This is a genomic window from Paraburkholderia sp. A1RI_3L (assembly GCF_048957895.1).
GTDB lineage: Bacteria > Pseudomonadota > Gammaproteobacteria > Burkholderiales > Burkholderiaceae > Paraburkholderia > Paraburkholderia kururiensis.
In genome coordinates this window covers 760034-780214 of record NZ_JARCHA010000002.1, presented here as the reverse complement: position 1 = coordinate 780214, position 20181 = coordinate 760034, and the positions used below count along the sequence as shown (strand labels likewise).

Here is a 20181-nt window from a genome sequence, read left to right as displayed (position 1 = left end):
GACAATACGGCCCGGCGCGCCTGGCAAGCTTGGGCAAAAGCGGTAGGCGAAAGCGCTGGCAGGCATGACGCGCAGCGCGAAGCAGCATGCAACACGAGATGAAGAGGCGGCCACGCGGGCGGCTGGTCCGGCATGCAACGCCGGCTGTGCCATCCCGCTGCGTCCGGCACGCGCCGGCGCTCCGAGCCGCCCGCACTTTGCCGCCTGTATTGGGCCGCCCGTACTGGGCTACCAGCAGGGCTACCAACAGCGCGGCGCGGAGATCCACGCCTCTCGAAGGAGTCTGATATGACCGTCGCGAATTCCGCTATTGGCAGCCTTGCTGGCTCGCCGCCGTCGCCAGGCGCCGCTGTGGCCATTCCCCCGGCTGTTCCTTCCTCCGGGTCGCCCGCCGCCGCGCGGCGCGCGCGACTCGAAGCGGCTGCGCATCCGGTGCTGGCCGGGCCTAGCACGTCGGCGGTCGCGATTGGCGCGGCGGATACTCACGACGTCGCCTGCGTCACGCTCGTGAACGCGCAATTGCGGCTCGACGTCGCCCCCCAGCTGGGCGGCGGCATCACGCGCTTCGACTGGCGCGACGACGGCGCGCTCGTGCCGGTGTTCCGGCGCTGCCTCAACGTGAGCGCGCATACGGATCCGAATGAACTGGCCTGTTATCCGCTCTTGCCGTACTCGAACCGGATCGGCGGCGGCAGCTTCCGCTTCGGTCATCGCACGGTGCAGGTGCCGCGCAACCGCGCCGCGGAGCCGTTGCCGATTCACGGCGACGGCTGGCTTGGCCGCTGGGACGTGGAAGAGGTGGACGCCGAGCGTGTGCGGCTGTCGTTCGAGCAAACCGACGGCAAGCCGTACACGTATCGTGCGGCACAGACCTACGCGCTCGATGGGTCGACGCTCACCATCACGCTGGAGATCGAGAACACGGGCCGCGACGCGTTGCCGTTCGGGCTCGGCATTCATCCGTTTCTGGTGCGCGACGCGGCTACGGAGTTGTGCGCGGCGGCAAGCGGCCTCTGGCTCGCCGGAAACGACTGGCTGCCGGTGCGGCACGTGCCGGCGCCGCCGGCCTGGCAGTTCGGCGTGGCGTACCCGTTGCCCGGCGGCATCGTGAATCACGGGTTCACGGGCTGGAGCGGCCGCGCGGCGGTGGTCTGGCCGAAGCGGCGGCTCTCGCTTTCGGTGGCCGCCGATACCGACTACTACGTGCTCTACACGCCGCCGGGCGAAGACTTCTTCTGCTTCGAGCCGGTCGATCATCCGATCAACGCCGTGAACCTGGCGGGCGGTGCGGCCGAACACGGCATGACGGTGCTCGCGCGCGGCGAGCGGCTCGCGCGCGAGTTCAGCTTCACGGTGGAGCGCACGGGGCTGCGTACGGCCGCAGCGGTGCCCGGGGCGCCTGGTGCGAAGGCGGGGCGTCATCCGGCGGGGAAGGTGGGGCGGTAAGGCGGGGGCGATCAGCTGCCGGGATGAGGCGGCCCTACGAGGCGGGGCGATAAGGCGAGCACGCAAGGTAAGGTAAGGCAAGGCGATAAGGCGGCGCGCGTGTCGGCCTCAAGTCGCCCCCGGTTTAAAATACGCGCCTCTTCCGTTACCGCCATTACCGGCTCGCCGCGAGTTTCCACCATGTCCTCTTTCATCCAGACGCTCAACGACGCATGGCAGCGCGCCAATTCGCTGCTCTGCGTCGGCCTCGACCCCGAGCCCTCGAAGTTTCCCGGCGCACTCGCGAACCGGTCCGATGCGATCTTCGAGTTCTGTCGCACGATCGTCGATGCCACCGCGCCCTACGCGTGCGCGTTCAAGCCGCAGATCGCCTACTTCGCCGCGCACCGGGCGGAAGATCAGCTCGAAGCGCTGATCGCGCACATCCACGCACATCATCCCGGTCTGCCCGTGATTCTCGACGCCAAACGCGGCGACATCGGCAGCACCGCCGAGCAGTACGCCCGCGAAGCCTTCGAGCGCTACGCCGCGGACGCCGTCACCGTGAATCCGTACATGGGCTTCGATTCGATCGAGCCGTACCTCGCGCATGCGGGCAAGGGCGTGATCGTGTTGTGCCGCACGTCGAACCCCGGCGGCTCCGACCTGCAGTTTCTCGACACGGGCGGGCGTCCGCTCTATCAGGTCGTCGCGCAACTCGCGGCGCAGAAGTGGAATGTGGGCGGCGAGCTGGGCCTCGTGGTGGGCGCGACGTTCCCGAAGGAAATCGAAGTGGTGCGCGGTATCGTGGGCGACATGCCGCTCCTGATTCCGGGCATCGGCGCACAGGGTGGCGACGTCGAAGCCACGGTGCGCGCGGGCCGCACGGCAGCGGGCACGGGCATGCTCATCAATTCGTCGCGCGCGATCATCTACGCCGGCAAGGGCGACGACTACGCGCAGGCCGCGGCGCGCGCAGCGCAGGAAACGCGCGACAAGATCAACGCGTATCGGTGAACCGGTGGGGTGAATCGACGGGTGATTCTTTGGCCGGTGACTCGTGACGGCCTGCGTGCGTGTCAGCCGGCGTGTTGGCTAGACGTGCCGCCAGGCCGCAACTGAACGATGAGTTCGCGGTGGGCGGGATACTGCGCCGCGAGTGCATCGACATCGGCGAGTTCGAATTCGCTGAATTCGAAGCCCGGCGCCACGGTGCAGCCCACCAGCGCGAAGGTCGCGGGATCGGTGCAGCGTGCGGCGAACCAGTCGCCCGCGCGGACTACCGCCTGAAACGTCGTGCCGGGGTGGGCGAGCGCGTTGCCTAGCCGGTGCGTGACAAGGGCGCCGCTGGCTGCATCGAGCACGTAGACCTCCAGCGGTGCGCCGGCGTAGAAGTGCCAGACTTCGTCGGACCGGATACAGTGCCACGCCGAATGCGCGCCATTGCACAGGAGGTAGTAGATCGCGGTAGAGGCCGAACGCGCGGCGCCGGGATCGGCGTTCGGCGTCGTGCCCGCGCGCCACACCTGGTCCGCTGCGCGCCACGTCTCACGATAGAAGCCGCCTTCGGGATGCGGCTGCAAGTCGAGGCGTCGAATCAGTTCTTCCACAGCGATGCCGGTGGCCGTCATGGTCGCGCCTCCCGGCTTATCGTTCTTTCTCGTCGAGTAATGCGAGCAGCCCGCGCAGCGCGTGCGCGGCGGCCTGCACGCGGATCTGCTCGCGGTCACCCTTGAACACGAGCGTTTCGGCGGCTGTGTGGAGGCGGTTGCTCCACGCGAACGAGACCATGCCGACCGGCTTCGTTTCCGTGCCGCCGCCCGGTCCCGCCACGCCCGTAATCGCGAGCGACACCTGCGCGCGGCTGTTGCGCAGCGCGCCCTCGGCCATGGCGCGCGCCACTTGCTCGGAGACCGCGCCGTGCTTCTCGATCAACTCCGCGGGCACGCCGATCATCTCGCTCTTCGCCTGATTCGAATACGTGACGAAGCCGCGCTCGAACCAGCCGCTGCTGCCGGAAATATCGGTGATCGCAGTGGCGACCATGCCGCCTGTGCAGGACTCGGCGGTCGTGAGCATCAGGCGCTCGTCGCGCAGCTTGTTGCCGGCGCGGATCGCGAGCTGGTGAACGACAGAATCGGTAGGCATGGTCGAGCAGGGTGAGCGTGGACAAAAGCGCGTGAAGAGGCGCGCATGAACAAAACGCCCGAGCGAATCCGTCTGTCAGACGGACATGCGCCAGAGCGCGACCACGAGCAGCGTGAAGAATGCCGCGACGAGGTCGTCGAACATGATGCCGAAACCGCCTTTGAGCCGCCGGTCGAAGTAGCGGATGGGCGGCGGTTTCACCATATCGAAGAAGCGGAACACCAGGAACGACCAGAGCTGGCCGCTGAACGACACGGGCATCACCATCAGCAGCACGAGCCAGAATGCCACGATTTCGTCCCAGACGACGGGCGAGGGGTCGTCGGTGCCCATTTTCTTCGCCGTGAAGCCGGTGATGCCGATGCCCGCAACGAAGCCGCCGACGATCAGGATGCCCCACTCCAGCACCGTCAGATAGCGGCTCAGCGCCATGAACGAAAGCCACGCGAAGAGCGTGCCCATCGTGCCCGGCATGATGCGCGAGAGCCCGCTGCCGAAGCCGAGGGACACGATGTGCAACGGATGCGAGAGCATGAAGCGCGCACTCGCGCGGCGCGGGGCGCTTGTGGTGTTGGATGCGGCGTTGGAGGTAGCGTTCGGGTTGGCGCGGCTTGAGGAAACGGCGTCGTCTGGCGATGCGGGCGAGGGCGTTTCTGCGCTTGCGCCGCTGGTCGACGGCGAAGCGGACGTGTGCGACGTCGCGGGAACTTGCGGCGCCTCGGGCGCGCGGGGCACGTCTTCGGCCGGAGTCGGCGTGGGTTCAGTCTGCATGGAAATGATCGAAGCCGTGCAACGTCAGGGGAAGCGGGTTGCCCGCCGCGTCGCGCCACGTGATGGCCGGCGCGGCGTCCGCGTTTTCGGGAGGAACTATTGTACCGATGCGCGTTACCGGCACTCCCGCCCGTTGCGCCGCTGCATCGACTGCATCGCGCGCATTGGGCGGCGCCGTGAAGCACAGTTCGTAGTCGTCGCCGCCTGCGAGCGTGCAGCGGCGCTGCACGTCGGGCGCGAGGCGCGCCAGCGCGGCCGAGCGTGGCACTGCGTCCGCATCGATCACGGCATTGACGCGCGAGCTCTCCAGAATGTGCTGGAGGTCGCCGGCAAGGCCGTCCGACACGTCGAGTGCCGCACTCGCAATGCCGCGCAGCGCGAGTCCCAGCGCCACGCGCGGTTCCGGGCGTTCCAGCGCGCGGCGGAACGTCGCGGCATCGGCGTCGGCCGCGTGCCATTCGCCGCGCAGGATACCGAGGCCCGCGCGCGCGTCGCCTGGTGTGCCGGAGACCCACACGTCGTCGCCCGGCTGCGCGGCATCGCGACGCAGCGCCTGTTGCGGCGGCACCGCGCCGAACACGGTGATGCAGATGTTGAGCGGGCCCGCGGTCGTATCGCCGCCGATGAGTTCGCAGTCGAAGCGGTCCGCGAGTTCGAAGAGACCTGCGCTGAACGCTTCGAGCCAGTCTTCGCGGGCGGCGGGCAGCGCGAGCGCGAGCGTGAAGCCGAGCGGCCTTGCGCCCATTGCCGCGAGGTCCGAAAGATTGACGGCGAGCGCCTTGTGACCCAGCGCGTGCGGATCGACGTCGGGAAAGAAGTGGCGGCCTTCCACGAGCATGTCGGTGGAGACGGCGAGCACTTCGCCGGCGGGCGGCGCGATGAGCGCGCAGTCGTCGCCGATGCCGAGCGCTGCGTGGTGGACGCGGCCGGTGAGGGCGCGGCGGGCGAAGAAACGGTCGATGAGCGAGAACTCGGAAAGCATGGCCGGAAGGCGTGGCAAGGCTCGTGGATAGTGAAAACCCGAAGGCAATGTCGTCAGGCATTCGCAAGAACGCGCAACGGTCTCAAAGGCAGGCTGGATTGTACGGCGAGCCCCGTCTGACGCGGCTTCACGGCCGGTTCGCGGTGTACTGTTCAGTACGTTCCGGTCGCGGCACCTGCGCCTGAAGTGAAAGCAATCGGCAGGGGGATTGGCGCTACAATGCAGCCGACTGTCTCTCGAAGATCCATTCTAATCCGCACCAGAAGCCCGCCTCTCATGTCGAATTCCGCCAATACCAAGCTTCGCGAAGCCGCGCTCGATTATCACGAATTCCCGAGCCCAGGGAAGATCGCGATTGCGCCCACCAAGCAGATGATCAACCAGCGCGACCTCGCGCTCGCCTATTCGCCGGGCGTGGCGTTCGCCTGCGAAGAGATCGTCGAGAACCCGCTGAACGCGGCGCGCTTCACGGCGCGCAGCAACCTCGTGGGCGTGGTGACCAACGGTACGGCGGTGCTCGGGCTCGGCAACATCGGGCCGCTCGCGTCGAAGCCTGTCATGGAAGGCAAGGCGGTGCTGTTCAAGAAGTTCGCCGGCATCGACGTGTTCGACATCGAACTCAACGAATCGGACCCGCACAAGCTGGTCGACGTGATCGCCGCGCTCGAGCCGACCTTCGGCGGCATCAACCTGGAAGACATCAAGGCGCCGGACTGCTTCATCGTCGAACGCGAATGCCGCAAGCGCATGAAGATTCCCGTCTTCCACGACGACCAGCACGGCACCGCGATCGTGGTGGCCGCGGCCGTGACCAACGGCCTCAAGGTCGTGGGCAAAGACATCTCGAAGGTGAAGCTGGTGACGTCGGGCGCGGGTGCGGCGGCGCTGGCGTGCCTCGACCTGCTCGTCGACCTGGGTCTGCCGATCGAAAACATTCTCGTGACCGACCTCGCCGGCGTGGTCTACAAGGGCCGCACCGAGCTGATGGACCCGGACAAGGAGCGCTTCGCACGCGAAACGAGCGGACGCACGCTCGCCGAGGTGATCGAAGGTGCCGACGTTTTCCTCGGCCTCTCCGCAGGCGGCGTGCTCAAGCAGGAGATGGTCAAGCAGATGGCGGCCAATCCGCTGATTCTGGCGCTCGCGAATCCGACGCCGGAAATCCTGCCGGAACTGGCGCTCGAAGTGCGCCCGGACGCCGTGCTCGCCACGGGCCGCACGGACTACCCGAACCAGGTCAACAACGTGCTGTGCTTCCCGTTCATCTTCCGCGGCGCGCTCGACGTGGGCGCCACGACGGTAACGCGGGAAATGGAGATCGCCGCGGTCAACGCGATTGCCGAACTGGCGCGCCAGGAGCAGAGCGACATCGTCGCGACGGCGTATGGCATTCAGGATCTCTCGTTCGGCCCTGAATACCTGATTCCGAAGCCCTTCGATCCGCGCCTGATCGTGAAGATCGCGCCCGCCGTGGCGAAGGCCGCGATGGACTCCGGCGTGGCGACGCGTCCCATCGAGGACATGGAAGGCTACGTGCAGCACCTGCAGCAGTTCGTCTATCACAGCGGCACGACGATGAAGCCCATCTTCCAGCTCGCGCGCAGCGCGGAGCCGGAGAAGAAGCGCATCGTGTTCGCCGAGGGCGAAGAGGAGCGCGTGCTGCGCGCCGTGCAGATCGTGGTGGACGAGAAGCTGGCCAAGCCGATCCTGATCGGCCGCCCCTCGGTGATCGAGCAGCGCATCGCGCGTTATGGCCTGCGGCTCGTGGCCGGCCAGGACTATACGGTGGTCAACACCGATCACGATGAGCGCTACCGCGACTTCTGGCAGACGTACTACAAGTTGATGTCGCGCAAGGGCATCAGCGAGCAGATGGCGCGGCTCGAGATGCGCCGCCGCACCACGCTCATCGGCTCGATGCTCGTGAAGAAGGGTGAAGCCGACGGCATGATCTGCGGCACGATCAGCACGACGCACCGCCACCTGCACTTCATCGATCAGCTGATCGGCAAGCGCCCGGGCTGCAGCGTCTATGGCGCCATGAACGCGCTCGTGCTGCCGGGCCGGCAGATCTTCCTCGTCGATACGCACGTGAACGTGGACCCGACGCCGGAACAGCTGGCGGAAATCACGATCATGGCGGCCGAGGAAGTGCGCCGCTTCGGCATCGTGCCGAAGATCGCGCTCGTCTCGCACTCGAACTTCGGCACGAGCAACGCACCGTCCGCGCAGAAGATGCGCGACGTGCTCGAAATCCTGAAGACGCGTGCGCCTGACCTCCAGGTGGACGGCGAAATGCACGGCGACGTGGCGCTCGACGCCAACCTGCGCCGCGAGGTGCTGCCCGACTCCACGCTCGAAGGCGACGCGAACCTGCTGGTGATGCCGAACATCGACGCCGCCAACATCTCGTACAACCTGCTGAAGACTGCGGCGGGCAACAACATCGCGATCGGGCCGATCCTGCTGGGCGCCGCCAAGCCGGTGCACGTGCTGACCGCTTCGGCCACCGTGCGCCGGATCGTCAACATGACCGCGCTGCTGGTGGCTGACGTGGCGGCGGCACGTCAGAACGCTTCGGTTCGCTGACGGAGCGTTGGAAAGCGGCTGATGTCAGTACGGCGTATGCCGTTTGCATCAGCCGCGATATCGGTGGTACGTCCCGGGTAGTATGTCCTCACGCAGCGTGAAGGCGCGCTAAAGCCGCCTCGCAAGGGCCAACTGCAGCGCCTGTGAAAAATTCAAACCAGAACACGCAGTCGTGGCCTGAGCGGCAAAGTACAGACGAAAAAAAGGCGTGCCCGGACGGGCACGCCTCGAGGTAAAGCGCACAGTCGCTGCCCTCAAACTGCCACCTACAGGCTTGGGCTACAGCACACGAACCCTCATGCAACAGCGGTGGCAACCGTCGCGTTCGCATACTGTGTCGCAATTTTATCTCGATTGAGATAAATTTATCTGTGAACTATCGTCAACACAGACGGATCGTGTGGGCGCGCAATGTTCAGCCGAGGCGGCGAAAAGCCTTTCGGTTACCCGGCCATCATTGATTCCCGCGACTAATAGCGATACCCTTACACCTTTCATGGTCGTCGAACTCGTTTATTCGATAGCGGGAATGTGATACATGGCACGCAAGTGGCTCCGCAACGGCGTGCTAGTCGCCGCAACGAGCGCCGTCCTCGCGGCCGGCAATGTGGGCGCACTTTTCGCTGGCAACGCGCTTGCACGCGAGCTTCCCGCTCCTGTAGCGGAGGGCTCGCAAGACGCCCAGGGTGTCGTCACGCGGGCCCAGCTGCCGCCGCAGGCGGTCAATACCTTGAACCTCATAGCGGCTGGCGGACCTTACCCGTACGATAAGGACGGCGTCGTATTCGGCAACTTCGAGCGTTTGCTGCCGCCGCACCGGCGCGGCTATTACCACGAATACACCGTCCCTACGCCTCGTGCGCGCAATCGTGGCGCGCGGCGCATCGTCTGCGGCGGTCCGCTGCGGCGAATCGACAACTGTTATTACTCCGACGACCACTACGCCAGTTTTAAACGCATTGTTGAATGACATTGGGATGAGCGGCATGAGCGACAACATCTACGCGCACGACTCTGGGGTCGCGACGGATCTTTTCGCGGCCGGCGAAGGCAATCTGTTCCAGCGCGTCGTGCAGATGCACGCCACCGGTCAGGGCAGGGACATCCAGGGCGAAGCCAGCACTATGCTTTCAACGAACGAAGGGTCCACGGGCCTGTTCAGAACGGTACGACCGAACATCGTGCAATCGATCCGCGCGTTTCGCGTGCAGGAACTGGCCGACGAAGCGAACCGCCTCCAGCAGCATTTCCTCTACGCACACTGCGCGAACGCGCAGAGCAAGCAGGAAGTGCTCGAGACGATTGCCACGTCGTTCCTGTTTCCGAAGCACTTCGGCAAGAACTATGACGCGCTCTACGACTGCCTCACCGACCTCGTGCACAAGGCCGGCACGCAACCGGGCTTCGTGATCGTGCTGGAGGGCTTGCCGATCGCGCAGAAGTTCGACAAGGAAGGGCGCGAAACGCTGCTCGACGTGTTTCGCGAAGCAGCCGAGTTCTGGGCTGAACGCAAGGTGGCGTTCCGCGTGTTTTACTCGTTCGCCTGACCTGAGCGGCACGACAGGCGCCACAGCGCCAGCCGACATTGCAAGGCCCGCCGCACGGCGGGCTTTGTGCTTTTCGGGCCGGGATTGTTAAACGAGCGGACGGCTCACCAGCCGCCCCAACGCGCCGCCAGCGCCGCGAGTACGGCGATGCCGGCCGTTTCGGTGCGCAGCACGCGTGGGCCGAGTCCGATCGCGGTAAAGCCGCGCTCTCGCGCAGCCGCTTCTTCGTCGGCGGAAAGGCCGCCTTCGGGGCCGATCAGTAGCGTGACGTTGCCCCGCGGCGCCTCGTGCGGGAGTGCCGCGAACGGCTGGTTCGCGCGCGGCGAGAGCAACAGGCGAATTTCTCCTTCAGCCGGCGATGTCGGCAGCGATTCCAGCCAGGCATCGAGCTCCTGAGCAGCCGCCACGTCGGGCAGCCGATTACGCCCGCATTGTTCGCAGGACGCCTGAACAATGCGTTGCCAGTGCAGTTGCCGCCGTGCCGCCCGATCGCCGCTAAGCCGCACGACGCTGCGCGCCGTGACTAGCGGCACGAACGCCGCCGCGCCCAGTTCCACTGCTTTCTCGATCAACCAGTCCATCTTGTCGCTGCCCGCAATGCCTTGGGCCAGCGTGAGCCGGTAGGGCGGCTCGGCTTCCACGGCACGGAATTCGCCCACCCGCACCTGGGTATCGCGCCTACCCATCTCGACGATTTCTGCGTCGAACTGGCCGCCTTCTCCGTTGAAGAGTTCGATGGTGTCGCCAGAGTGCAATCGCAGCACCTGAACGTGGCGCGTGACGTCTTCCGGCAACTGTAGCGTGGCGCCCGGATGAAGCGCGTGATCGACAAAGAAACGGGGCATGACGCGGATCTCTTCCTTCTATTCCTTCACTTCTGTCACGACAGATGGCGCGCGAGCGCCCAGCGGTAGCCGTCCAGATCTTCGATCTGCGCGAAACGGTCGCCCCAGAACTGGTCTTGCGGCTCGCTTAGCGACTTCGCGCCGGCTGCCAGCGCGCGGGCGTACGTGCCGTCGACGTCGTCCACGTACAGGTAGAACGATTGCGGCGCGATGGCGCCTGCGCTGCGCGGCGTTTTCGCCGCCGAGCCGAACGCGCCTTCGGGCGCGAACATCACGATGAGCTGCTGCTGGTAGGTCATCTCCACGTGCATGATGGCGCCGTCGTCCTGTACGCAGTCACGCACGCGAAACCCGAACGCCGTTTCGAAAAAGGCGATGGTGGCGTGTGCGTCGCGCACGGTCAGGTACGGCGTCAACCACGGCACTCCGGCTGGGCGTGGGGCATCCATCGAACGTTCCTCCTCGGGGCGGGCGGGGCGGATTGCAGAAAACCGACGACACGCGGCCGGAGGGCGCGTCGTCGGTGCGAGGTCAGGTGCAAGCGATGCGGCTTCGTCCGGCGGGACGGTCTGCACGGACTGGCTCAGGGGCCCTAGTTTATCGCGTGCCGCACGGGGGCCAAAGGGACGCCAAGGGAACACCAAAAGCGCGCGGGCGCACCGCTTGCTGATGCTCTCGCGCGACGAAGGCGTGTCTGCATCGCGAGCCCCACCGCCGGTCGCATGCCTTGGCGAAACCCGCGCCGGCGTGCCGTCCGGGGCCGTTTTGGGCGCCGCCGCCGTCGCCGGATCGGCCGGGAGCCTCCGGTTCGATCTGCTAGAATGACGTGCTTTGCAGCCCTGTCCGTTTGCTCTGCCCGTTTCGCGTCTTCCGGCGCCGCACCGTGCGTCGGAGTTGACGGGCCACCGAGCCTCCGGACTGCCCGCACCGCTGCGCACGCCGCCTTTTTGCACTCTCGTTCTCCGGACTCGACATGACGACCCCGTCTCCCGTTCCCACTTCCCTCATGGCCAACGCGATTCGCGCGCTCGCCATGGACGCCGTTCAAAAGGCGAACTCCGGCCACCCGGGCATGCCGATGGGCATGGCAGAAATCGCCGTTGCGCTGTGGTCGCGCCATCTGCGGCACAACCCGGTCAATCCGCACTGGGCCGACCGCGACCGCTTCGTGCTCTCGAACGGCCACGGTTCGATGCTGCTGTACTCGCTGCTCCATCTGACGGGCTACGGCCTGCCGATGGCGGAACTCGAGAACTTCCGCCAGTTGCATTCGAAGACGCCGGGCCACCCCGAATACGGCATCACCGTGGGTGTGGAAACGACCACGGGCCCGCTCGGCCAGGGTCTCGCAAATGCAGTGGGCATGGCGCTCGCCGAGTCGCTGCTCGCCGCTGAGTTCAACAAGCCGGACGCGAAGATCGTCGATCACCACACGTACGTGTTCCTCGGCGACGGCTGCCTGATGGAAGGCATCTCGCACGAAGCCTGTTCGCTGGCGGGCACGCTCAAGCTGAACAAGCTGATTGCGCTTTACGACGACAACGGCATCTCCATCGATGGCGACGTGGTGAACTGGTTCCACGACGACACGCCGAAGCGCTTCGAGGCCTACGGCTGGCACGTGATTCCCCATGTGGACGGTCACGACGTGGATGCCGTGGACGCTGCGATCGCGCAGGCGAAGAAGTCGGACCGACCCACGCTCATCTGCTGCAAGACGGTGATCGGCAAGGGCGCGGCCACCAAGGCCGGCGGCCACGACGTGCACGGCGCGGCGCTGGGCGCAGACGAAATCGCGAAGACGCGCGAAGCGCTCGGCTGGAAGTGGGAGCCGTTCGTGATTCCGCAGGACATCTACGCGGCGTGGGATGCGAAGGAATCGGGCGCGCGTTTCGAATCGGCATGGAACGAAGCATTCGCGCAATACAAGGCGAAGTACCCGCAGGAAGCCGCGGAGTTCGAGCGCCGCAGCGCCGGCAAGCTGCCCGCCGACTGGGCGCAGAAGGCGCAGGCCATCATCGCGGGCGCCAACGAGCGCGCCGAAACGGTGGCAACGCGTAAAGCCTCGCAGCAAACCATCGAAGGCCTGGCTGCGGCGTTGCCTGAACTGCTTGGCGGCTCGGCCGACCTGACCGGTTCCAACCTCACGAACTGGAAGGCGTCGAAGCCCGTGCGCGCGCCGCGCGCCGGCGAAACGGCCATCCAGTGGGGCAACCACATCAACTACGGCGTGCGCGAATTCGGCATGAGCGCGGCCATCAACGGCATGACTCTGCACGGCGGCTACAGGCCGTTCGGCGGCACGTTCCTCACGTTCTCGGACTACAGCCGCAACGCGCTGCGCATGGCCGCGCTCATGAAGGTGCCGTCCATCTTCGTGTTCACGCACGACTCCATCGGCCTGGGCGAAGACGGCCCGACGCACCAGTCCATCGAGCATCTCTCGAGCCTGCGCCTGATTCCGAACCTCACGCTCTGGCGCCCCGCGGACACGGTCGAAACGGCGGTGGCCTGGACTCAGTCCATCGAGCATCACGGTCCGTCGTGTCTCGTCTTCAGCCGGCAGAACCTGCCGTTCTCGCCGCGCACCGACGCGCAGATCGCGAACATCGCGAAGGGCGGCTACGTGCTGCGCGACTGGGACGAAGAAGTGGTCGCGCGCAAGGTGATCCTGATCGCGACCGGCTCGGAAGTCGAACTCGCGCTGAAGGCCGTCGAACCGCTCGCGCGCGAAGGCATTGCCGCGCGCGTGGTGTCGATGCCGTCTACCAACGCATTCGACCGGCAGGACGCCGAGTACCGCGAGCGCGTGCTGCCCAAGGGCGTGCGCCGCGTCGCCATCGAAGCGGGCGTGACCGATTTCTGGCGCAAGTACGTGGGCCTCGAAGGCAGCGTGGTCGGTATCGACACGTTCGGCGAATCGGCGCCCGCAGGCGTGCTGTTCAAGTACTTTGGCTTCACCGTCGAGCACGTCGTGGACGCGGCGAAGGCTGCACTGGACTGATGCGCGCCGGTGTCCCGGCGGGCTGGCGCGACGTCGTGCCGCTCGGCGGGATCCGTCGATCAGCGGATACTAGAAGGTATTTTTTTTGCCATCCATCAGGAGATAAACCATGACGATTCGCGTTGCAATCAACGGCTATGGCCGGATCGGCCGCAACACGCTGCGTGCCTTCTATGAAAGCGGCAAGAAGCACGACATCCAGTTTGTCGCGATCAACGACCTCGGCGATGCCAAGACGAACGCGCACCTCACCCAGTACGACACGGCGCACGGCCGCTTCCCGGGTGAAGTCGGCGTGGATGGCGATTACCTCGTCGTGAACGGCGACCGCATCCGCGTGCTGGCCAACCGCAACCCGGCCGAACTGCCGTGGGGCGAGCTGGGCGTGGACGTCGTGATGGAATGCACGGGCTTCTTCACCACGAAGGAAAAGGCGAGCGCGCACATCAAGGGCGGCGCGAAGAAGGTGATCATCTCCGCGCCGGGCGGCAAGGATGTGGACGCCACCATCGTCTACGGCGTGAACCACAACGCGCTGAAGGCCGAGCACACGGTAATCTCGAACGCATCGTGCACGACGAACTGCCTCGCGCCGCTCGTCAAGCCGCTGAACGACAAGATCGGCGTGGAAAACGGCCTGATGACCACGATTCACGCGTACACGAACGACCAGGTGCTGACCGACGTCTATCACGAAGACCTGCGTCGCGCGCGCTCGGCCACGCACAGCCAGATCCCGACGAAGACGGGCGCGGCTGCCGCTGTGGGCCTCGTGCTGCCGGAACTGAACGGCAAGCTGGACGGCTACGCGATTCGCGTCCCGACCATCAACGTGTCGATCGTCGACCTGTCGTTCATCGCGAAGCGCGACACCACGGTGGAAGAAGTCAACGCCATCATGAAGGAAGCCTCGGAAGGCGCGCTGAAGGGCATTCTGGGCTACAACGTGGCGCCGCTCGTCTCGGTCGACTTCAACCACAATCCGGCTTCGTCTACGTTCGACGCCACGCTCACGAAGGTGTCGGGCCGTCTCGTGAAGGTGTCGAGCTGGTACGACAACGAGTGGGGCTTCTCGAACCGCATGCTGGACACGGCGGTGGCGCTGGCTACCGCGAAGTAATTGCCGTCGTGCAGGCGGGCGCGCTTAGGCGCGTTCGCTTGGGGGGGGCAAGTGGTCCGGTGCAGGATGCGGACCACAAAACAAAGACGCCACGGAAGCGATGCTCTCCGTGGCGTCTTTGTTTTGGCGTGGCGCCTTCGTTCGTGCCGCTTCAGGCCGTGCGTTGCGGAGTCGGAAAGTACACCCCCGCGCGCTGCGCCGCATTCGCGATGTGGACCTCGATGGCGCGCCCCGTCGCTTCGCTGTTGCGCGTCTTGAGTGCGTCCACGATTTCGCGATGCTCGTGATACGTCGAGAGCAGCAACTCGCGGCGGTAGAACGGCATCCGCTGGCTTTCCTTCATGATGTCGGCGCTGCTGCGCAGAATTGCTTCGATGGCGGCATTGCCGGCGAGGCTCACGATGCGCATGTGGAAATCGAAGTCCAGTTGTGCCGCTTCGTCCAGCTCGCCTGCGGCCAGCGCGCCATGCAGTGCGGCGACGTTTTCGTCGAACCACTCGACGTCGCTGTCCGTGATTGCGAGAGCCGCCATTCGCGCGACAAAGCCTTCCAGCGCGTAACGCATCTGATAGGTGTCCGGCAGCGACGACTGATCGGCGAAGCGCCAGGCCTGCGGGGTGCTTGCCTGTGCGCTCTCGACGTAGACGCCCTTGCCGGCCCGAATCTTCAGCATGCCGAGCGCTTCGAGCCGCGAGAGCGCTTCGCGCAGCGACGCCCGGCTGATGGCGAGTTCCTCGGACAGTTGACGCTGCGCGGGCAGCAGGCTGCCCACCGGATAGGCGCCGCCTTCGATCCTTTCGCGGATGGTGGCGATGGCGGTGTCGGTAACGGTGTGCGGGACGTTCTTCATGATGCTCCGGCAGCGTGGTCTGACCGGCATTCTAAACCGATGTCGCCGATGCCGCGCCTGCCCACGAAGCCGTGAGCCAACCGGCAGAGCGTCACATGAGTCCGGGGGTAAACCCCGTTTTTTGATTCCTTGACGCAACTATATCGGCTTCCTACTATCCGCCATAACAGTACTGGTCAGACCAGTATGAACTGTTGAATCCGGAACAGGAGGCCGCCGTGTCGAGGTTTTTCAATTCGCTGTTTGGGCGGGTAGTGATCGCCCTCGTCGTGGGCATCGCCCTCGGCGCGCTGTATCCGCAGTTCGCCCAGTCGCTTCAGCCGCTGGGCGACGGCTTTCTCAAGCTCATCAAGATGGTGATCGGGCCCATCGTGTTCTGCGTCGTGGTGAGCGGCATGGCCCATGCCGGCGACTTGCGCAAGGTAGGGCGCGTCGGCATCAAGTCGGTCGTCTACTTCGAAATCATGACCACGATTGCGCTCATGATCGGCGCGGTGCTGGCCTGGGTGACGCGGCCGGGCGCCGGCATGAACGTCGACGTGAAGACGCTCGATGCGACGGCGCTGACCACCTACGCGACGAACGCGAAGAGCTTGAAGGACACGGCTGGTTTTCTGCTGAAGATCATCCCCGACACGCCGTTCGACGCCTTCGCCAAGGGCGACGTGCTGCAGATTCTCGTGTTCTCCGTGCTGTTCGGGGCGGCGCTCTCGCTGCTCGGCGAAAAGGGGCGGCGCGTGGGCACCCTGATCGACGACTTCGCCCAGGTGCTGTTTCGCGTGATGAGCTTCATCATCAAGCTCGCGCCGCTCGGCGTGCTGGGCGCCATTGCGTTCACCACCGGCAAGTACGGCGTGGGGTCGCTCAAGCAACTGGGCCTGCTCGTGATGGTGTTCTACGCGAGTTGTTTCGCGTTCGTGGTGATCGTGCTCGGCGTGGTGATGCGGCTCGCGGGTTTCAGCGTGTTCAAGCTGATCCGCTATCTGCGCGAGGAACTCTCGATCGTGCTCGGCACCGCGTCCTCCGACGCCGTGCTGCCCCAGGTCATGCGCAAACTGGAATGGATGGGCGTGAAGGACTCGACGGTCGGCCTCGTCATTCCCACGGGCTATTCGTTCAACCTGGACGGCTTTTCGATCTATCTGACGCTTGCCGTGCTGTTCATCGCGCAGGCCACCAATACGCCGCTGTCGTTGCATGACCTGATCGTGGTGCTGCTGGTGTCGCTCGTCACGTCGAAGGGCGCGCACGGTATTCCGGGCTCCGCCATCGTGATTCTGGCCGCCACGCTTTCCGCCATTCCGGCCATTCCGGTGCTCGGGCTCGTGCTGATCCTGCCGGTCGACTGGTTTGTCGGCATTGCTCGCGCGGTCACGAACCTGATCGGCAACTGCGTGGCCACGGTGGTGGTGGCCGTGTGGGAGAACGACATCGACAAGGCCCGCGCGCGCCGCGTGCTCGATTTCGATCCGGCGCTGCGCTTCGGCGCGGCCGACGCGCAAGCCCTGCCGGCCGTACCCGCAACCGCGCAAGCGGCTGCCGGCGACGAGCTTCGTGCGGTCTGATCGCGTTCTGAACATCGCGACGGATGGCTGCGAACCGGGTGTTGCCGATGCAATGTAGCAATCGAGCGCCGTCCGTCGTGAGCGCGTCATGACTTCATCCTGATTCCACCTCGGACGGCTCGTACCTGATGCGAGCCGGCCGCGAGCGCCCCTCATGCACAGTGGGCCCGCAAGCGCGGCTTCCCGTTCTTCCTCTTCCTCTTCGACCTGAAAACATGGCTACTCCGATCCTCGATCCGAACGCGCCCGCCTTCACGCGCCGCTACATGAATCTGGCCGACCCGCGTCTGGGCGCAAAGGCGCTCGTCGCCAGCGACGAGTTTTTCGCGCCGAAGGAGCGCATGCTCGATCCGCTGCCCGCGGTGTTCATTCCGGGCAAGTACGACGACCACGGCAAGTGGATGGACGGCTGGGAGACGCGCCGCAAGCGCACCGCGGGCCACGACTGGTGCATCGTGAAGCTGGCGCGGCCGGGCGTCGTGCATGGCGTCGATCTAGATACGAGCCACTTCACGGGCAATTTCCCGCCGGCCGCTTCGCTTGAAGCGTGTTATGCCGAAGGCGACCTGCCGCCCGACGACATCGAATGGCATCCGCTCGTGCCTGCCACGACGTTGCAAGGTAATCAGCACCACTACGTGACGGTGCTGCCCACCGCGCCGTGCACGCACATTCGCGTGAACCTTTATCCCGATGGCGGCCTCGCGCGGTTGCGTGTCTACGGACAGCCGCAGCGCGAGTGGACGCACGTGGAAGCGGGTGCGTTGGTCGATCTGGCCGCCGTCGAAAACGGCGCCTGGCTGGTGACGGCCAACAATCAGCATTTCGGCGCCGCCTCGCAGATGCTGATGCCGGGCCGCGGCGTGAACATGGGCGACGGCTGGGAGACGCGTCGCCGTCGCGAGCCCGGCAACGACTGGGCGATCGTCGCGCTGGCGCGTCCGGGAGTGATCCGCAAGATCGAAGTGGACACGGCGCACTTCAAGGGCAATTTCCCCGACCGCTGCTCGCTGCAAGCTGCACGCGTGGTGGGCGGGACGGACGAATCGCTCGTTACGCAGGCCATGTTCTGGCCCGTGCTGCTGCCCGAAATGTCGCTGCAAATGGACCACGTGCATACCTTCGAGGCCGCGCAGCTGGCGTCGCTCGGCGTGGTCACGCACGTGCGCTTCAACATCTATCCGGACGGCGGCGTATCGAGACTGCGCCTGTGGGGCGAACTCGCATGAGTACGTCTGCGATCGCGAAGAACGTGCTGCGCGTCGAACCGCTGGCGCGCGAAACATTCGCACCGTTCGGCGACGTGATCGAACTTGCCGGCGCGCGGCATTTTCCGATCAACGGCGGCACCACCGAGCGTTATCACGACCTCGCGACGCTCGACGTGTGCGCCGACGGCGGCCGTCCGCTCGTCAACGTGTTTCGCGCGCAGCCGCGAGCGTTGCCGTTCGAGATTGCGCTGATGGAGCGGCATCCGCGCGGCAGTCAGGCGTTTCTGCCGCTTGCGAACGTGCGGTACGCCGTGATCGTAGCGCCCGCGGGTGAGTTCGACGCCTCGCGTATGCGTGCCTTCGCGAGCAACGGCTGGCAGGGCGTCAACTACGCGAGGGGCGTCTGGCACCATCCGCTGATCGCGCTCGATCACGTGAGCGACTTCGTGGTGATCGATCGCGGCGGGGAAGGGCCGAATTGCGACGAGATCGCGCTCGAGCATTCCTGGCAGCTCGTTTTGTCGGAGCGGCCAGGCGAGGTAGAGAGGTAGCGGGAAGTTGGCGAGGGTGGGGAAAGGCGCGTTGCCGACGCTGCGTTGGAGCCTGCCTCAGGCCGCGGCGTCAGCGGCCCGCTGCATCAATGCTTGCGATGCGGGCAGTTTTCTTTCGTGCACGCGCCGTACAGCGCGAGGGCATGCTCCTGCAGCTTGAAACCGCGCTCGGCCGCAATGGCCTGCTGGCGCTTTTCGATTTCGGCGTCGAAAAATTCTTCCACGCGCCCGCAATCGAGACACACCAGATGGTCGTGGTGCGACCCTTCGTTCAGCTCAAAAATCGCCTTGCCCGATTCGAAGTTGCTGCGTGTGAGCAGACCCGCCTGCTCGAATTGCGTCAGCACGCGATAGACCGTGGCGAGCCCGATGTCCAGTTCCTCGTGCAGCAGGTTGCGATAGACGTCTTCGGCCGTGAGGTGCCGCACCGGACTTTGCTGAAATATCTCCAGGATCTTGAGGCGCGGCAGGGTCGCCTTGAGCCCGATGTTCTTGAGATCGGTTGGATTGGTCATGACGATGAGTCCCTGGAGTACAATGCAGGGTTCTAATGGTAATGGGTTTTTGCCGTTCCGGTCATCTATCGACAGAATACGCGCGGCTTCACGCCTGAAAGGGCAGCCCGCACGGTGAGGGACATGATTCCAGAATTTCAATTGATCAACCGGGGCAGCCGTTCGGCGCGCACCATGACGGGCGTCCTTATCGCGGCAGCATGCGTGGTTCTGGCCGGATGTTCGACCTACGACAGCCTGACTCAGCGTATCGCCCAGCGCATTACGCCGTATCGCATCACCGTCGTGCAGGGCAACTTCGTCTCGAAAGAGGCGGCCGCGCAGATGCGGGTAGGCATGTCCCGCGCCGAAGTGAAGCAGCTGCTCGGCACGCCGCTCCTCACGGACATGTTCCACGACGACCGGTGGGACTACATCTTCTACTTCAAGCGCGGCTCGACCTCCGTCGTGCAGCAGCGTGACTTCATCGTGAACTTCGCGGGCGACCGCGTGGCGAGCTGGTCGGGCGGCGACGATCTGCCGTCCAACCTGGAACTGCTTGCCGAGATCGATGGCGACAAGAGCGGCAAGAAGGCGAAGCCCGTAGCCGCTGCACCGGCGAGTGCGGCAAGCGCTGCGCCGGCCGCTGCGGCCGCGCCGGCAAGTGCGCCGTATGCGCCCACGGTGCCGGACACGGCGGGTCAGCCCGGCGTTGCGGCGGATGCCGCCGCGCTGCCGCAGACCGATCCGAACGCGCAGGCCGCCCAGGCCGCGAACCGCGCGACCAACGCGGTGCAGACGCCGTCAGCCGGCGGATCGTCGGCACGGGCCAACGCGCCGCGCAGCGGTGTGGGGGTGCCGTCCAGCGTCGATACCACGCCGCAGCAGCAGATCCAGTTGCGTCGCAAGCCGGCGCCGGCCCCTACGGCGCCGGAGTCGAACCCGGTTGGACCCACGGGCACGCAGGACAATAGCAGCACGGCGCCGACGCACAACGCGCCGCTCACGTCTTCGCCGACGTCTTCAAATGGGCAGGGAGCAGGCGGCTGACCTGACGGTCCGCCATACGAGCGGGCCGC

The 20181-nt window shown here is 65.7% G+C and carries 19 protein-coding genes; 11 read left to right on the top strand and 8 right to left on the bottom strand.

Features of this window, described 5'->3' with window-relative positions:
- Positions 1 to 288 precede the first annotated feature (288 nt).
- Together PXJ20_RS09645 and pyrF are read left to right on the top strand one after the other, a co-directional pair.
- Positions 289 to 1446 carry an aldose 1-epimerase gene (locus tag PXJ20_RS09645; RefSeq protein WP_421029862.1) on the top strand — a complete coding sequence of 386 codons (1158 nt, stop codon included), beginning with the start codon at positions 289 to 291 and terminating at the stop codon, positions 1444 to 1446.
- 180 nt (positions 1447 to 1626) lie between these two features.
- On the top strand, positions 1627 to 2442 hold the full coding sequence (gene pyrF, locus PXJ20_RS09640; RefSeq protein WP_421029861.1) for an orotidine-5'-phosphate decarboxylase: 816 nt from the start codon (positions 1627 to 1629) through the stop codon (positions 2440 to 2442).
- Positions 2443 to 2504: 62 nt separating this feature from the next.
- Here pyrF and PXJ20_RS09635 read toward each other — a convergent pair whose 3' ends face one another.
- From PXJ20_RS09635 to thiL, 4 genes are all read right to left on the bottom strand, one after another.
- Positions 2505 to 3056 (bottom strand): cupin domain-containing protein, encoded by a 552-nt coding sequence (locus PXJ20_RS09635; RefSeq protein WP_413212524.1) that lies wholly within the window; start codon positions 3054 to 3056, stop codon positions 2505 to 2507.
- Positions 3057 to 3072: 16 nt separating this feature from the next.
- Positions 3073 to 3573 (bottom strand): CinA family protein, encoded by a 501-nt coding sequence (locus PXJ20_RS09630; protein WP_017777061.1) that lies wholly within the window; start codon positions 3571 to 3573, stop codon positions 3073 to 3075.
- A gap of 75 nt (positions 3574 to 3648) precedes the next feature.
- Positions 3649 to 4308 (bottom strand): phosphatidylglycerophosphatase A, encoded by a 660-nt coding sequence (locus PXJ20_RS09625; RefSeq protein ID WP_421030948.1) that lies wholly within the window; start codon positions 4306 to 4308, stop codon positions 3649 to 3651.
- Between the two features lie 25 nt (positions 4309 to 4333).
- The gene (gene thiL, locus PXJ20_RS09620; protein WP_421029860.1) at positions 4334 to 5326 is read right to left on the bottom strand and encodes a thiamine-phosphate kinase; all 993 of its coding nucleotides are present in this window, start codon (positions 5324 to 5326) and stop codon (positions 4334 to 4336) included.
- 276 nt (positions 5327 to 5602) lie between these two features.
- Here thiL and PXJ20_RS09615 point away from each other — a divergent pair, with 276 nt between their 5' ends.
- The 3 genes from PXJ20_RS09615 to PXJ20_RS09605 all read left to right on the top strand — a co-directional run bounded on the left by PXJ20_RS09615 (position 5603) and on the right by PXJ20_RS09605 (position 9462).
- Positions 5603 to 7915 (top strand): NADP-dependent malic enzyme, encoded by a 2313-nt coding sequence (locus PXJ20_RS09615; RefSeq protein ID WP_017777058.1) that lies wholly within the window; start codon positions 5603 to 5605, stop codon positions 7913 to 7915.
- A gap of 538 nt (positions 7916 to 8453) precedes the next feature.
- The gene (locus PXJ20_RS09610; RefSeq protein WP_017777057.1) at positions 8454 to 8885 is read left to right on the top strand and encodes a ribonuclease; all 432 of its coding nucleotides are present in this window, start codon (positions 8454 to 8456) and stop codon (positions 8883 to 8885) included.
- Between the two features lie 16 nt (positions 8886 to 8901).
- Positions 8902 to 9462, top strand: coding sequence for a barstar family protein (locus PXJ20_RS09605; protein ID WP_026121903.1), 561 nt, complete (start codon positions 8902 to 8904; stop codon positions 9460 to 9462).
- A gap of 104 nt (positions 9463 to 9566) precedes the next feature.
- Here PXJ20_RS09605 and PXJ20_RS09600 read toward each other — a convergent pair whose 3' ends face one another.
- Together PXJ20_RS09600 and PXJ20_RS09595 are read right to left on the bottom strand one after the other, a co-directional pair.
- Complete coding sequence (locus tag PXJ20_RS09600; RefSeq protein WP_421029859.1) at positions 9567 to 10307, bottom strand: 16S rRNA (uracil(1498)-N(3))-methyltransferase; 741 nt, start codon at positions 10305 to 10307, stop codon at positions 9567 to 9569.
- A 35-nt stretch (positions 10308 to 10342) separates the two neighbouring features.
- The gene (locus PXJ20_RS09595; RefSeq protein WP_026121902.1) at positions 10343 to 10756 is read right to left on the bottom strand and encodes a VOC family protein; all 414 of its coding nucleotides are present in this window, start codon (positions 10754 to 10756) and stop codon (positions 10343 to 10345) included.
- Positions 10757 to 11280: 524 nt separating this feature from the next.
- On the opposite strand from PXJ20_RS09595, the gene tkt reads away from it, so the two are divergent.
- On the top strand, positions 11281 to 13311 hold the full coding sequence (gene tkt, locus PXJ20_RS09590) for a transketolase (protein WP_026121901.1): 2031 nt from the start codon (positions 11281 to 11283) through the stop codon (positions 13309 to 13311).
- Positions 13312 to 13420: 109 nt separating this feature from the next.
- Complete coding sequence (gap, locus tag PXJ20_RS09585; RefSeq protein ID WP_017777052.1) at positions 13421 to 14431, top strand: type I glyceraldehyde-3-phosphate dehydrogenase; 1011 nt, start codon at positions 13421 to 13423, stop codon at positions 14429 to 14431.
- 151 nt (positions 14432 to 14582) lie between these two features.
- Here gap and PXJ20_RS09580 read toward each other — a convergent pair whose 3' ends face one another.
- Positions 14583 to 15281 carry a FadR/GntR family transcriptional regulator gene (locus PXJ20_RS09580; protein ID WP_017777051.1) on the bottom strand — a complete coding sequence of 233 codons (699 nt, stop codon included), beginning with the start codon at positions 15279 to 15281 and terminating at the stop codon, positions 14583 to 14585.
- A 218-nt stretch (positions 15282 to 15499) separates the two neighbouring features.
- Between PXJ20_RS09580 and PXJ20_RS09575 the strand changes: the two genes are divergently transcribed.
- From PXJ20_RS09575 to PXJ20_RS09565, 3 genes are all read left to right on the top strand, one after another.
- Positions 15500 to 16846 carry a C4-dicarboxylate transporter DctA gene (locus PXJ20_RS09575; protein WP_421029858.1) on the top strand — a complete coding sequence of 449 codons (1347 nt, stop codon included), beginning with the start codon at positions 15500 to 15502 and terminating at the stop codon, positions 16844 to 16846.
- A 215-nt stretch (positions 16847 to 17061) separates the two neighbouring features.
- Positions 17062 to 18075 carry an allantoicase gene (gene alc, locus PXJ20_RS09570; protein ID WP_421029857.1) on the top strand — a complete coding sequence of 338 codons (1014 nt, stop codon included), beginning with the start codon at positions 17062 to 17064 and terminating at the stop codon, positions 18073 to 18075.
- On the top strand, positions 18072 to 18608 hold the full coding sequence (locus PXJ20_RS09565) for an ureidoglycolate lyase (protein WP_413212519.1): 537 nt from the start codon (positions 18072 to 18074) through the stop codon (positions 18606 to 18608). Before alc ends, PXJ20_RS09565 begins: the two co-directional genes overlap by 4 nt.
- Positions 18609 to 18694: 86 nt before the next feature.
- On the opposite strand, the gene fur is transcribed toward PXJ20_RS09565, so the two are convergent.
- Positions 18695 to 19123 carry a ferric iron uptake transcriptional regulator gene (gene fur, locus PXJ20_RS09560; RefSeq protein WP_017777047.1) on the bottom strand — a complete coding sequence of 143 codons (429 nt, stop codon included), beginning with the start codon at positions 19121 to 19123 and terminating at the stop codon, positions 18695 to 18697.
- Positions 19124 to 19246: 123 nt separating this feature from the next.
- Between fur and PXJ20_RS09555 the strand changes: the two genes are divergently transcribed.
- Positions 19247 to 20152, top strand: a complete 906-nt coding sequence (locus PXJ20_RS09555) for an outer membrane protein assembly factor BamE (protein ID WP_017777046.1) — start codon at positions 19247 to 19249, stop codon at positions 20150 to 20152.
- Positions 20153 to 20181: the final 29 nt, after the last annotated feature.